The 13,796-nt window shown below is 61.7% G+C and carries 9 protein-coding genes; 8 read left to right on the forward strand and 1 reads right to left on the reverse strand.

All coding sequences use genetic code 11. The features are described from left to right. Positions 1–16: 16 nt before the first annotated feature. From ACR0MO_RS14605 to xylA, 3 genes are read left to right on the forward strand one after another with little or no spacing between them, the layout of a single operon-like run. Positions 17–1,315: a sugar ABC transporter permease gene (locus tag ACR0MO_RS14605; protein ID WP_480892014.1), complete on the forward strand. Its 1,299-nt coding sequence runs from the start codon at positions 17–19 to the stop codon at positions 1,313–1,315. Continuing rightward, the gene (locus tag ACR0MO_RS14610; protein WP_480780139.1) at positions 1,315–2,118 is read left to right on the forward strand and encodes an ATP-binding cassette domain-containing protein; all 804 of its coding nucleotides are present in this window, start codon (positions 1,315–1,317) and stop codon (positions 2,116–2,118) included. The genes ACR0MO_RS14605 and ACR0MO_RS14610 overlap by 1 nt, the downstream gene beginning before the upstream one ends. Before the next feature lie 9 nt (positions 2,119–2,127). Further along, positions 2,128–3,435, forward strand: a complete 1,308-nt coding sequence (gene xylA / locus ACR0MO_RS14615) for a xylose isomerase (protein WP_480892016.1) — start codon at positions 2,128–2,130, stop codon at positions 3,433–3,435. Between the two features lie 45 nt (positions 3,436–3,480). Here xylA and ACR0MO_RS14620 read toward each other — a convergent pair whose 3' ends face one another. Then, complete coding sequence (locus ACR0MO_RS14620) at positions 3,481–4,341, reverse strand: LysR substrate-binding domain-containing protein (RefSeq protein WP_480892018.1); 861 nt, start codon at positions 4,339–4,341, stop codon at positions 3,481–3,483. Positions 4,342–4,450: 109 nt separating this feature from the next. Between ACR0MO_RS14620 and ACR0MO_RS14625 the strand changes: the two genes are divergently transcribed. The 5 genes from ACR0MO_RS14625 to ACR0MO_RS14645 are packed head-to-tail and all read left to right on the forward strand — an operon-like array spanning position 4,451 to position 13,774. Then, entirely contained in the window at positions 4,451–5,995 is a 1,545-nt protein-coding gene (locus ACR0MO_RS14625; RefSeq protein WP_480892020.1) for a trimethylamine methyltransferase family protein, read from the forward strand. Continuing rightward, positions 5,992–7,281 carry an aspartate aminotransferase family protein gene (locus tag ACR0MO_RS14630; RefSeq protein WP_480892023.1) on the forward strand — a complete coding sequence of 430 codons (1,290 nt, stop codon included), beginning with the start codon at positions 5,992–5,994 and terminating at the stop codon, positions 7,279–7,281. The genes ACR0MO_RS14625 and ACR0MO_RS14630 overlap by 4 nt, the downstream gene beginning before the upstream one ends. Next, positions 7,278–9,689 (forward strand): GcvT family protein, encoded by a 2,412-nt coding sequence (locus tag ACR0MO_RS14635; RefSeq protein WP_480892024.1) that lies wholly within the window; start codon positions 7,278–7,280, stop codon positions 9,687–9,689. Before ACR0MO_RS14630 ends, ACR0MO_RS14635 begins: the two co-directional genes overlap by 4 nt. Then, positions 9,686–12,097 carry an FAD-dependent oxidoreductase gene (locus tag ACR0MO_RS14640; protein WP_170622792.1) on the forward strand — a complete coding sequence of 804 codons (2,412 nt, stop codon included), beginning with the start codon at positions 9,686–9,688 and terminating at the stop codon, positions 12,095–12,097. The genes ACR0MO_RS14635 and ACR0MO_RS14640 overlap by 4 nt, the downstream gene beginning before the upstream one ends. 3 nt (positions 12,098–12,100) lie before the next feature. After that, positions 12,101–13,774 carry a thiamine pyrophosphate-binding protein gene (locus tag ACR0MO_RS14645; protein ID WP_170622794.1) on the forward strand — a complete coding sequence of 558 codons (1,674 nt, stop codon included), beginning with the start codon at positions 12,101–12,103 and terminating at the stop codon, positions 13,772–13,774. Positions 13,775–13,796 lie beyond the last annotated feature (22 nt).

Raw genomic sequence — 13,796 nt, forward strand, 5'->3', positions numbered from 1 at the left:
AAATGAAAGATCGGAAATGACCGAAACTTCGTCTCAGCCGATACCTGAAAAGGCAAAACCCAGCCTGTTCCAGCAACTGGAACTGGATATGCGGCTTTTGGGCATGATCGGCGCGTTTGTCATCCTGTGCATCGGGTTCAACATCGTCACCGACGGGCGGTTCCTGACCCCGCGCAACCTGTTCAACCTGTCCATCCAGACGGTTTCAGTGGCGATCATGGCCTGCGGGATGGTGTTCATCATCGTCACGCGGCATATCGACCTGTCGGTGGGGGCGTTGCTGGCGACAACCTCGGCGGTTATGGCAATGACACAGACCGAACTGCTGCCGCACATGCTGGGGATGGGTTTGAACAATCCGGCAACATGGGCGATCACCATAGTGATCGGCCTGCTTGCGGGCACGCTGATCGGTGCATTTCACGGCTGGTTGGTCGGCTATCTCACGATCCCGGCCTTTATTGTCACCCTTGGTGGTTTTCTGGTCTGGCGAAACGTGGCCTGGTACCTGACCAGCGGTCAGACCATTGGCCCGCTGGACAGCACCTTCCTGATGTTCGGCGGCACAAATGGAACCCTGGGCACAACGGTAAGCTGGCTGTTCGGGCTGTTCGCCACCGCAATCGCCATCTGGGCCTTGTGGAGCGGACGGCGCGCAAAATCCGCGCACGGGTTTCCTGTCAAACCCGTCTGGGCTGAAAGCACCCTGGCCGGGATCATCGCTGTCGCGATCCTTGGCTATGTATACGTTGTCAACAGCTACGCCATTCCCACGCGCCGTCTGGAACGCATGTTCGAAGCACGCGGAGAGACGATGCCCGAAGGGTTGGTCGTTGGCTACGGTATCCCGATCTCGGTCCTCATCCTGATCATCGTTGCGGTCACCCTAACAGTTGTGGCCCGAAAAACCCGGTTCGGCCGCTATATCTTTGCCACCGGCGGCAACCCGGACGCGGCAGAGCTTTCAGGTATCAACACACGTCTGCTGACCGTGAAGATTTTTGCGCTGATGGGGTTCCTGTGCGCCGTATCCGCCGTGGTTGCCTCGGCGCGGCTGGCGAACCATTCGAACGACATCGGCACGCTGGATGAACTGAGGGTCATCGCGGCGGCAGTGATCGGCGGGACCGCCTTGTCCGGTGGCATCGGTACCATATACGGCGCGATCCTTGGCGCATTGATCATGCAGGCGCTTCAGTCCGGCATGGCCATGGTTGGCGTTGACGCGCCGTTCCAGAACATCGTGGTCGGCAGCGTTCTTGTGCTGGCCGTCTATATCGACATCGTCTACCGCAAGCGACTGGGGGCAAAGTGATGCAAGCTCAGGACACGCAGAAAACGCCCTCAACATCCGCTCGCGGAACCGGTGCGCCGCCCTTGGTCGAAATGCGCGACATTTCGATTTCCTTCGGGGGGATCAAGGCGGTCGATCATGTATCGGTCGATCTTTACCCCGGCGAAGTCGTTGGCTTGCTTGGCCATAACGGGGCCGGGAAATCGACGCTGATCAAGGTGCTTTCGGGTGCCTATCAAATGGATCATGGCGAGATCCTGATTGATGGCAATCCGGTTGAGATCAACAACCCACGTGATGCGCGGGCGAATAATATCGAGACCATCTACCAGACCCTCGCGCTGGCCGATAATCTGGATGCAACGTCGAACCTGTTTCTGGGGCGCGAGATGGCGACGCCCTTTGGGCTGGTCAACGACGCCGCCATGGAGGCTGAATGCCGCAAGATCATGGCGCAGCTTAACCCGAATTTTCAGAAGTTCAGCGATCCGGTGTCCGCGCTGTCGGGCGGCCAAAGACAGTCTGTGGCGATTGCACGGGCCGTCTATTTCAATGCCCGCATCCTGATCATGGACGAACCCACCGCGGCGCTTGGCCCGCATGAAACGCAGATGGTCGCGGATCTGATCCATCAACTCAAGGCGCAGGGCATCGGGATCTTCCTGATTGATCACGACGTGCACGCGGTCATGGATCTGTGCGACCGCGCCTCGGTGATGAAAAACGGGAAACTGGTGGGAACTGTCGATATCGCAGACGTCACTGATGACGATCTTTTGTCGATGATTATTCTGGGCAAACAGCCCGGTCAGAAGGCGGACTAGGGGGCAGGAATGAAAAGCGGATTTTTCGACGGGATCGAACAGATCAAGTTCGAGGGTACGGACAGCAAAAACCCCTTGGCCTTTCGCCACTACGACCCGGACGAGGTGATCATGGGCAAACGCATGGAAGATCATCTGCGATTTGCGGTCGCCTGGTGGCATTCCTTCGCGTGGGAGGGCGGAGACCCCTTTGGTGGTCCCACGTTCGAACGCCCTTGGCATCCGCAGGACGATATGGGCCGGGCCCGTATGAAGGCGGATATCGCATTCGAATTGTTCGAGCTTTTGGGCCAGCCCTTCTTTTGCTGGCACGACGCCGATATCCGGCCCGAACAGGGCAATTTTGCCGACAATCTGAGAACGCTGGAAGACATCACCGACTATATCGGTGAAAAGATGCAGGCGTCCGGCACCCGACTGCTGTGGGGGACGGCCAATATGTTCAGCCACCGACGCTGGATGGCCGGGGCCAGCACCAATCCCGATCCCGACGTGTTCGCGTTTGCGGCTGCAACAGTGAAATCGTGCATGGACGCAACCCACAAGCTGGGCGGCGAAAACTATGTCCTCTGGGGTGGCCGCGAAGGCTATGAGACCCTGCTGAATACCGACCTGAAGACTGAACTGGACCATATGGGCCGGTTTCTGAACATGGTCGTGGAATACAAACACAAGATCGGCTTCAAGGGTGCCATTCTTGTCGAACCCAAACCGCAGGAGCCGTCCAAGCACCAATACGATTATGACGCTGCAACCTGCATCGGGTTTCTGCGGAAATACGGGTTGGAGGACGAGGTGAAGCTGAATCTCGAACAGGGACACGCAATCCTTGCCGGTCATAGCTTTGAACACGAGATCGCAGTTGCCGCGGCCGAGGGGATGCTGGGGTCCATCGACATGAACCGAAACGATTACCAATCCGGCTGGGACACGGATCAATTCCCCAACAACACGCCCGATGTGGCCTTGGCCTACTACTACATTCTGAAAGCGGGCGGCTTTACAACCGGCGGCACGAATTTCGACGCCAAAATCCGCCGTCAGTCGATTGATGCAGAAGACCTTGTCGCCGCGCATGTCGGTGGCATGGATATTTGCGCCCGAGGTCTCAGGGCCGCTGCCGCAATGATCGAAGACGGGGGCTTGGATGCTGCGCTTTCTGACAGGTATTCCAATTGGAGCTCACCCTCAGCGCAAGCCATGTTGAACAGCAGCCTCGACGACATTGCCGCCCGAGTCTTGCGGGATGGGATCAACCCCGAACCACATTCAGGGCGTCAGGAGATACTGGAGAATTATGTGAACGGGTTCGTGTGACGACCACAATCAAACGCGCTTCAATCCGCAAGCAATAGCGCAGCATCAGCCCGCAAGCCAGTCCACGACCTGCTGCACCTCCCGCCTCACGGGGCGGCTTCCGCGCACCTCGACGAAATAGGCATGGGTGGGGGGGATGCTTTCATCGAAAAGGCGAACGACCCGTGCCTCGGCAAGGTCCTGATCAATCAGCGGCAGCCAGCCGATCACGATCCCTTGCCCTTCGGCAGCACCGCGCAGCAGGGCGTTTGCATCCTGGAAGATCGAACCGCGCAACCGGTTTGGGACGGGCACGTTCATGGCTGCGAACCAATCCAGCCACCCCCAGTGGTTCCTTTGGTGTAGCAGGGGTAAATTCAGCAGGTCTTTCGGGTCCTTAATGGGGCCGTGGGTGTCAAGGAATGACTTGGACGCAATGGCGACGGGGCTGAGCTCAAGCAATTTGATTGCATCACCCGATGTCTCGGCCATGCGGTCCCAGCGGATCACGATGTCGAGGTTTTCCCGCACGCTTGTTCCGGGTTCGAAAGTGGGCAGAACCTCAAGCTCGATATCCGCGTGAGAGGCCCAGAAATCGCTGATCTTTGGCATCAGCCAGCGCGCGGTGAAAATCGGGCCGGCCGCCAGGCGGACCACCTTGCGGGACCGGCGGTGGAGCGTGCGCACCGCTTCGTCCAATATCCCAAAGGCCTGTGCGGCGGCGTTTGCAAGCCGTTCGCCGTCTTCGGTCAGGGTGACATCCCGACCGCTGCGCGCGAACAGCTTGGTGCCAAGCTGATCTTCCAGCCCGCGAATATGGTGGCTGATCGCCGTCGGGGTGACTGACAAGGCTTCGGACGCGGCGCGAAAACTGCCCAGCCGGGCGGCGGCCTCAAAGGCGCGCAGGGCGGGAAGGGACGGTTTCATGCCAAGCCTATTGAATAGTTTTACTCATCTATTGCTGAGTAAGCTGCCTTTGTAAACGTGTTCTTGATATGAAAGCCTGATCTCGACAAAAAGCAAACTTCATGAGTCGATGGTCAAACTTAGCCGCCGCCGAGGTCGTAAAGACCGGCTGAAGGACACCCTGCAAAGCGAAGGCTCTCTGCCTGTTTGGCCGGGGGTCATGGGCGGTCGTCTCAAACCGCTTTCCTCGGATGAGGTGGCGTTGGTCGAAAGCTCTGCCTTTGCGTTGCTGGAAACGCTTGGTCTAAGTCAGGCCACCCCGTCGATGATCGACAAGGTTGTTGCGGCGGGCGGTGTGCGGACGGGTGACGGGCGGTTGCTGTTTCCGCCCGATCTGGTGCGCTGGGCGATTGATGGGGCGAAACGCGGGTTCTCGCTTTGTGGACAGCACCCCGACCGCGACCTTAAAATCGAAGGATCGCGGGTGCATATGTCAACCGGCGGGGCTGCTCCGGGGGTGTTCGACCTTAACACGCACGAGTATCGCGATTCCACGTTGCAGGACCTCTATGATGCGGCCCGGATCGTGGATCAGATGGGCAATATCCATCATTTCAGCCGGTCGGTTGTGGCGCGGGATATCGAGGACCCCGCTGTGATGGACCTTAATACCGCTTATGCCTGTCTGGCGGGCACGTCCAAGCATGTGTCGATCTCGATCACTGAACCGCAGAACGTCGCCCAGATCGCCCAGCTTTGTTACGGCATAGCGGGTGGTGAGGCCGCGTTTCGTGCCCGCCCTTTTCTGACGGTTATGGTCTGTCATGTGGTCCCGCCGATGCGCTTTGCCGAAGAGGCCTGCGAGGTGTTGGAACTTGCGATCAGGGCAGGCTTTCCCGTTCAACTGATCAGCGCCGGTCAGGCCGGGGCGACCAGCCCGGCGACGATTGCCGGATCGCTGGCGCAGGCGGTGGCGGAAACTCTGGCCGGGCTGGTTTTTGCGCGGTTGGTCGATCCCGAGGTCAAGGCGATCTTTGCGCCCAAACCGCTGGTGGCCGATCTGCGCACCGGTTCCATGAGTGGTGGTGGCGGCGAACAGGCCATACTGATGGCAGGGGCCGCGCAGATGGGGCGGCACTGGGATCTGCCTACCAGCTCGATTGCCGGGATCACCGATGCCAAGCGGCTGGACGCCCAATACGGTGCCGAGAAATCACTGGCCGTGACCATGGCCGCTCATGCAGGGTCGAACATCGTCACGCAGGCGGCGGGCATGATGTCGAGCCTTCTGGGTGTCAGCCACGCCGCCTATGTCAGCGACAACGATCTGCTGGGCAACATCCTGCGCACCATTCGCGGGATCGAGGCCACGCCGGAAAACATCGCTGCGGATGTCATTGCAGATGTGTGCCGGGGCGAGGGTCATTATCTGGGCGAAATGCACACGTTCAGCCGGATGAAGTCGGATTATTTCTACCCCGAAATCGGCGACCGTCGGGCCCCGCGTGACTGGGAGGAAGACGGCGGGCAAAGGATCGGCGACGTCGCCCGCGAACGGGCGCGCGAGATCCTGAACAGCCACTTCCCGGCGCATATCCCCGATCACATCGATCGCAGCTTACGGGGCAGTTTTGACATCCGTCTGACACGGACCCAAATCGGACGACCTGAATGAAGAACTCTGACCTCAGCCAGCGCGCCCGCGCGGCTCTTCCGGGCGGTGTCAGCCACGAATTGCGCTATCGCGACCCGCATCCCATCTACATCGAGCGTGCGCAGGGGGCCGAGAAGTGGGACAGCGAAGGCCGCCGCTATGTCGATTTCAAGATGGGCAGCGCCAGCCAGCTGCTTGGCCATGGCCATCCTGCGATCATCGAGGCGATCAGACAGCAGGCCGGACAGTCGATCTTCAGCGCCGATTGTCACGAGGCTGAAATCCTTTGGGCCGAATGGGTCAATCAGTTGTACCCCTGCGCCGAGCGTACGAGGTTCACCGCGTCAGGCAGCGAGGCGACAATGCTCGCCTTGCGTCTGGGCCGCGCGTATTCCGGCAAGGATCACGTGCTGCGTGTGGATGGGCATTACCACGGCTGGCACGACCACGCGCTCAAAGGTGCAAAACCGGGAACAAATCAAGCCGCGTCGCTGGGCGTACCAAAGGCGGTGAATGAGTTGATCCATGTCTGCGCGGCAAACCCCGACGTGATGGCAGATGCGCTGCAAGATGATCGTATCGGAACGGTCATCATCGAGGCGTCCGGAGCGAACTACGGATCGGTTCCATTGTCGACCGCGACATTGCGGGCACTGCACGACGTGGCGCGGGCGGCGGGTGTGGTGCTGATCTTTGATGAGATCATTACCGGGTTCCGCTGGTCCCCCGGCGGGCGACAGGCCCGAGACGCCATCGTGCCCGACCTGACAACGCTGGCCAAGATCGTCACCGGCGGTCTGCCGGGCGGTGCGGTCTGCGGCCGGGTCGAGATCATGGAGTTGATGAACAACGCGACCATGCGCGACGGCATCGCACCGGCGGTCAGTCATAAGGGCACGTTCAATGCCTCACCTCTGGTGGCCGCCGCAGCCTGCGCCGCAATGCCGTTGCTGGCCAGTGGCGAGGCTCAGGCCAAGGCCGATGCGATGGCGGCGCGGATGCGGGACGGCATGAATGCCGCTTTGGCCGATCTAGGCGTTGCCGGTCTGGCCTATGGCGACAGCTCGGTCTTTCATGTGTTCTTTGGTCAAGACTCTCTGGACGGTCTTGGCCCGGCTCAGATACGTGGCTTGCCCAAATCGACGGTCAAAGCCTACCGCGACGGGTTGCTGGCACGCGGGGTGGATATCATGTCCTACACGTCCGGTGTCACCTCGGCGGCGCATGAGCCGGACATGATCGATGAGGCGCTGGAGGCGTTTCGCGCCACGCTGTCCGATATGATCAGCGACGGGGTACTGCCATGACCCTGCCGTCCCATGCCCGCACGGTTGTGATCGGTGGCGGCGTTATCGGCTGTTCCATCGCCTATCATCTGGCGCGCGAGGGGCGCACGGACATCGTGGTGCTCGAACGCTCGAAACTGACCAGCGGCACGACGTGGCACGCCGCCGGTCTGGTGCGCCGCCTGCGGCCCTCGGCAACTCTGACCAAGCTGATCAACTATTCGATTGATCTTTATAGGGAGTTGGAGCGTGAAACCGGCCAAGCCACCGGCTGGACCCAGACCGGGTCGCTGACGCTGGCCACCAACCCGGACCGGTTGATCAATATCAAACGGCAGGTCTCGCTGGGCCGTGCCTTTGGTCTTGAGGCCGAGGTGATCGATGCCGCCCGCGCGCGCGCGCTGTGGCCGCTGATCGAAACCGATGACGTGATCGGCGCGGTCTGGTCCCCGGCGGATGGGCGGGTGAACCCCTCGGACGTAGCACTGGCGCTGTCAAAAGGGGCGCGGGCACGGGGGGTGCGGATTTTCGAGGATACCGCCGTCACCGGCTTGCGGAAAAAGGCCGGGCATATCTCGGGCGTCGCGGTGGGGGACCATGTGATCGAGGCCGACGAGGTGGTGATCGCATGTGGCCTCTGGTCCCGCGAGGTGGCGGCGATGGCCGGTGCCCATATGCCGCATTATGCCTGCGAGCATTTCTACATCCTGACCAAACCTCTGCCCGAGGTGCAGGCGCTTGGCAAAGGGGCACATCTGCCGACACTGAACGATCAGGACGCGTTCCTTTATGCCCGCGACGATGTCGAGGGGTTGCTGGTGGGCTGCTTTGAACCCAACGCCAAGGGTCTGCCGCTGGACCGCCTACCCCGGGATTTCAGCTTTGATCTGCTGGACGAGAATTGGGACCATTTCATGCCGATGATGGAAAACGCGCTGCGCCGGATTCCTGCATTGGAACGGGCCGAGGTGCGGATGCTGCTGAACGGGCCTGAAAGCTTTACCCTCGACAGCCAGTTCATGCTGGGCGAAAGCCCCGAGGTGTCGGGCCTGTTCCTGCTGGGTGGCATGAACTCGACCGGCATTGCCCTTGCCGGAGGTGCGGGCAAGGCGATGGCCGAATGGATCATCGCAGGCGAGCCGACAATGGAGTTGAACGAGGCCGATATTCGCCGCTTCAGCCCCGAAATGAACGTGCTGGGCGCGTTGGAGGCCCGCATCCCCGAGGTGCTGGGCCGCCATTACGACAACCCCTATCCGGGTCGGGCCATGGACAGCGCCCGCGGTCAGCGCCGGTCCCCCATTCACGCCGGTCTGGTGGCTGCGGGGGCACAGTTTGAATCGCGCGGCGGCTGGGAACGCGCCGTGCATTTCGGCGGCAAGGCCGCGCATCTGCCTTTGACATTCGGTGTGCCCGCGTGGCGCGATCAGGTCGGGGCCGAGGTCGAGGCCTGCCGCAACGGTGCCGCCATTCTGGATCAATCCGCCTTTGGCAAGATCATGGTACAGGGGCCGGACGCTTACGCCTTTCTGAACCGTCTCTGCGCGGCGCAGATGGATATGCCCGACGGGCGCATCGCCTACAGCCAAATCCTGAACGCACGCGGCGGGGTGGAAAGCGATCTGACCGTTCAGCGCCACGGCCCCGAGACCTATCTGCTGATCACCGGCACGGGCGAGGTCGTGCGCGTCCTCAAGCGTATGCGCGAGACACGGGGCGATTTCCGGGTGGAATTCATCGATGTGACCAGCGGGTATGCCATTTTGGGACTGGCCGGGGCACGGGCGCGCTCCGTGTTGCAAGCAACCTCGAACATGCCGGTCCCTGATCTGAAGCGCTTTCACTTCGCGCCGGTCGAAATCGGCCTTGCACGCGGTTGGGCGGGGCGGCTGAGCTTTACCGGCGAAGAGGGGTACGAGCTTTATATCCAGGCCGACATGGCCATGGCCGCGTATGAGGCGCTGGTAGCTGCCGGGGCCAGCCATGCGGGTCTTTACGCCAGCGGCAGCCTTCGCATCGAAAGCGGGTTCCGCGCTTTCGGGCACGAGCTGACCCCCGGCACCACCCCGCACGAGGCCGGTCTGGACGCATTCTGCGCCATGGGCACCGGGTTTGTGGGCGAAGAGGCGTTGCGGGATCACACGCCCGCACGCCGGATCGTTTCGCTGTTATTCGATGACCCGGATGCGATCCCGATCCATGACGAGCCTGTCTATTTCGAAGGGAAGGTCGCGGGCCAGATCACCTCTGCCGCGTGGAGTTACCGGTTCGGCCGATCTGTTGCGCTGGCAATGATCTCGGGCGCGCCGAGATTTTTCGACGAAAAATCTTCCTCCGCAGATGGCACATGGGCGGTGGAGGTGGAAATCGCCTGCACCCGCTTTACCGCCCGCGCCGCCCCGAAACCCGCCAAAGAGGCATTCCAATGAGTGATACGACCCGCACCACTCAGGTCGCGATCATCGGCGGCGGGATCATGGGCGTCGCCGCCCAGTTTCAACTGGCCGAAAACGGCTGGACCGACACGATCCTGTTCGAAAAGGCAGAACTGACTTCCGGTTCCACATGGCATGCGGCGGGCCAGATCGCCCATGCGGTCGGCAGTCGGATCGCGGGCTGGATCAACAAGACCTCGATCGAGACCTACAAGCGCGTCGAGGCAGAGACCGGCCAGAGCATCGGCTGGCATCAGGTCGGCGGCTTCCGGATCGCCACCACCGATGATGAGGTCGACTGGATGAAGTCGATTATGGGGGTCGGCAGGCTGCTGGACCTGCCGATGGAACTGGTCGGGCCCGAGGAAGTGGCCAAAGGCAACCCCTTCTACCGGACCTCTGACATCAAGGCCGCCGTGCAGACCTTTGAAGACGGCCATATCGACCCATCCGGTGTCACCATGGCGCTGGCCGCCGCCTCCCGCGCGCGTGGGGCCAGGATCGAGCGGCATACCCGCGTCACCGGCGCATCGCGCAAGGGTGATATGTGGCGTCTGGCGACGGAAAAGGGTGATGTTCTCGCCCAGCATGTGGTGATCGCCGCAGGCTCGTACGCCAATCAGGTGGGGGAATGGTTCGGGCTGAAAATCCCGTCGGTGTCTTGCCTGCATCATTATCTGGTCACGGATACGGTGCCCGAATTTCAGGACCGTTCCGAACTGCCCGTCATGCGCGACAATGCCTTTGGCGGTTATATCCGGCAGGAGCAGAAATCGGGCCTGATCGGGATTTACGAAGGCCATGTCTGCCCTACGGTCTGGGAAATGCCGCAAGGCGCGCCATGGGCAGCGGAGAATGAGCTGTTCGAGGTCGATTACGACTCGATTGGCGATTTTCTGATGGTGGCGCTCGATAAGATGCCCGTGCTGGCCGAACTGGGGATCAGGCGCGTGGTGCGCGGGGCGATCACCCATACGCCGGATGGCGGGATGCTGGTGGGGCCGTCGGGTGCGCCAAATGTCTGGCTGTCCTGCGGGTCTTCCATCGGGCTCGCATGGGGCGGTGGGGCTGGCAAGGTGCTGGCCGACTGGATGGTGCATGGCGAAACCCAGATCAACACCCGTGGGATGGACCCGCGCCGCTATGGCGACTTCAGCACCGACAATTTCATCGTCGAGCGCACCAAGGACGAGTTCATGCGCCGCCATGACACGCCCTGCCCCGGCAAGCAGTTCGACAGCCTGCGCCCGCTGAACCGCCATCCGCTTTATGACCGGCTGGCCGCCAAGGGCGCGGTGTTTGGCGAGGTCGCTGGCTGGGAACGCCCGCGCTATTTCGGTGCGGTGGGTGAGGTCGAGCAGATCGGCTGGGGCCACCAGACCTGGCACCAAAACGCCATGGCCGAGGCCAAAGCGACTCGTACCGCCGCTGGTGTGATCGACCTCTGCGCCTTTGCCCAGTTCGAGATCACCGGCAAGGATGCGGGCGCCTTGCTCGACCGGCTGTCGGCCAACAAAATCCCCGCCACAGACGGGCGGATGAGCCTGAACCACCTGTTGACTCCGAAGGGCAGGTTCGAGACCGAAATCACCATCTGGCGCATCGCCAATGGTCGCTATTTCACCGGTTCCGCCATCGCGCGGGCGAACCCGGATTTTGACTGGATCAAATCCCATATCCGACCCGGTGAAGACGTGCAGATGGTCAATCGCAGCGCCGATTGGGGGATGCTGTCCCTGTCCGGCCCGGCGTCACGCCGGATCATGTCGGAACTGACCGAGGCTGACCTCGGCAACGCTGCCTTTCCCTGGCTGTCGGGGCAAGAGATCACCGTTGCAGGCATCCCCTGCTATGCGCTGCGGGTGTCTTTTGTGGGTGAGCTCGGGTGGGAGTTGCACGTGCCGCTGGACCGGATCGGTGCGCTCTATGATGCGCTGTTTGAGGCTGGTGCCACGCACGGGCTGGTCGATCTGGGTTCTTACGCGTTCAACGGGATGCGGATGGAGAAAGCCTATCGCGCCAGCGGCGAGCTGACCACGGATGTCGGTCCGTTCGACGTCGGCCTTGACCGCTTTGTCCGCGCCGAAGGTCGCGATTTCATCGGCAAGGATGCCCTTTTGGCCCGTGATCCGGACTGGCAGCTCTTCTATGCGGAACTCCGTGCCGACGGCATCGACATTCATGGCGGCGAGCCTGTGTCGTTGAATGGCATGCCCGTTGGTCTGACCACCTCGGGCGGGTATGGCTATACGGTGGGCAAGTCGCTGGGCTGGCTGTTCGTGCGCAAAGGCACCCCGCGCGATGGCCTCAGCGTGCAAATCCTGAACCGTGCCATCCCCGTGACCGTGCATGACGACGCCCTGTTTGACCCACAAAACCTGAGACCCCGATCCGAGGACTAGACCATGACCAAAATCACCGGCGGCGAGGCCGTCTATCGCGTGCTCAAGGCCAATGGGATCGACACCGTGTTCGGCCTGCTGGGCGGCTCGATGCTCGAACTTTATGACGCGATGTATCAGTGCGGCGAAATCGGATACGTGGGCGCGCGCGATGAACGGGCGGCGGGGCATATGGCCGATGCCTGGGCGCGGATGACCGGCAAGCCCGGTGTTGTTCTGGGCGCGCAGGCCGGGCCGGGCGTGGTCAATATCGTCACCGCCGTGGCCGAGGCGCATCTGGCCTATTCCCCGCTGGTGGTCATCGCAGGCGCAATCACGCGGGCCGATCAGCACAAGGACACGTTTCAGGAGGTCGATCAGGTGGCTTTGTTTGCCCCGATCTGCAAACGCTCGGTCATAGTTACGGACCCGTCGCGTCTGGTCCCGATGCTGGAAGATGCAATACGGCTAGCGAATACGGGCCGTCGCGGGCCGGTTGTGCTGCATGTGCCGCGCGACCTGTTTGCAGCCGAGTTGCCTGCGGTTGACCCGGTGTCAGTTAACATCGCCCGGCCCGGTCCTGCGGCCTCCGAAGATGTTGCCGCCATCGCCGCGCTTCTGGGTGAAGCCAAACGCCCGGTGATTTTTGCCGGCGGTGGCTTCAAATGGAGCGCCGGGCGAGACGCGCTGACCGCTTTGGCCGAGACACTTGAGGTGCCGGTGGTTGCATCAACCGGCCATGCCGACGTGATGCGCCACGGACACCCGTGGTTTGCGGGGCAGGCCGGGCCGCGTGGCAACCGGGTGGCCAGCCGGTTGACGAAAGAGGCGGATGTGATGGTCGTGCTTGGGGCACGGCTGGGGTTCAACTCGACCTTTCATTCAAACGATTATGTCGGGGCCGAGACGCGGATTGCCCATGTGGATATCGACGGATCTGCGGTGGGGCGCTATTTCCCGGCTGAAATCGCGGCGCAGGGGGATGCGCGCCTGACTGCCGAGGCGCTGATCGATGCGGTCCCTAAACCTGATTGCGATCCATGGCGTGATGCGTTTCGTGCCGACATGGAGACCCTTCGGGCCGAGCGCGCCGAGGAAGCAGCAATCGAGACCCTGCCCATGCATCCCCGCCGTGCCTTGGGCGAGCTGCGCGACGCGCTGCCCGAAAACGCCATCGTCACGCTGGACACCGGTAACACCTGCCTTCAAGCCGCGGACCGTCTGGCGCATTATGAGCCTTTGTCGCTGATCACCCCTTTGGATTTCGGATTGGTTGGCTTTGGCCTGCCCGTCGCCATCGGGGCCAAGGCCGCAGCCCCCGACCGGCCCGTTGTTGCCGTCATGGGCGACGGTGCGGTGGGGTATACGATGATCGAAATCCAGACCGCCATCTCACACAATCTGCCCATCGTGATCGTGGTTCTGGATAATGAGGCATGGGGGGCCGAGAAAGCCTATCAGCAAGAGTTCTATGGCGGACGTCTGTTGGGGGCCGAAATCCAGTCGCCCCGCTTTGACAAATTCGCGGAACTTTGCGGCGGCAAAGGCATCTGGGTCAATGGCCCCGGTGGTATGGGTCCTGCGTTGCAACAGGCAATAGCTTCGGGGGAAACAACTGTTATTCAGGCCAAAATCGACCCAGGCGCGCTGATGACACTGCGCAAGGATTTGTTCAAGGCACCGCAGCGCCGGGAATAGGGGTGATCTTGCTGATCCGGGT

The organism is Ruegeria sp. K5 (assembly GCF_056531805.1).

Bases quoted from the DNA above. Each gene is read 5' to 3' on its own strand.
- ACR0MO_RS14605 (WP_480892014.1), top strand. From the start codon at position 17: ATGACCGAAACTTCGTCTCAGCCGATACCTGAAAAGGCAAAACCCAGC.
- ACR0MO_RS14610 (WP_480780139.1), top strand. From the start codon at position 1,315: ATGCAAGCTCAGGACACGCAGAAAACGCCCTCAACATCCGCTCGCGGA.
- xylA (WP_480892016.1), top strand. From the start codon at position 2,128: ATGAAAAGCGGATTTTTCGACGGGATCGAACAGATCAAGTTCGAGGGT.
- ACR0MO_RS14620 (WP_480892018.1), bottom strand. From the start codon at position 4,341: ATGAAACCGTCCCTTCCCGCCCTGCGCGCCTTTGAGGCCGCCGCCCGG.
- ACR0MO_RS14625 (WP_480892020.1), top strand. From the start codon at position 4,451: ATGGTCAAACTTAGCCGCCGCCGAGGTCGTAAAGACCGGCTGAAGGAC.
- ACR0MO_RS14630 (WP_480892023.1), top strand. From the start codon at position 5,992: ATGAAGAACTCTGACCTCAGCCAGCGCGCCCGCGCGGCTCTTCCGGGC.
- ACR0MO_RS14635 (WP_480892024.1), top strand. From the start codon at position 7,278: ATGACCCTGCCGTCCCATGCCCGCACGGTTGTGATCGGTGGCGGCGTT.
- ACR0MO_RS14640 (WP_170622792.1), top strand. From the start codon at position 9,686: ATGAGTGATACGACCCGCACCACTCAGGTCGCGATCATCGGCGGCGGG.
- ACR0MO_RS14645 (WP_170622794.1), top strand. From the start codon at position 12,101: ATGACCAAAATCACCGGCGGCGAGGCCGTCTATCGCGTGCTCAAGGCC.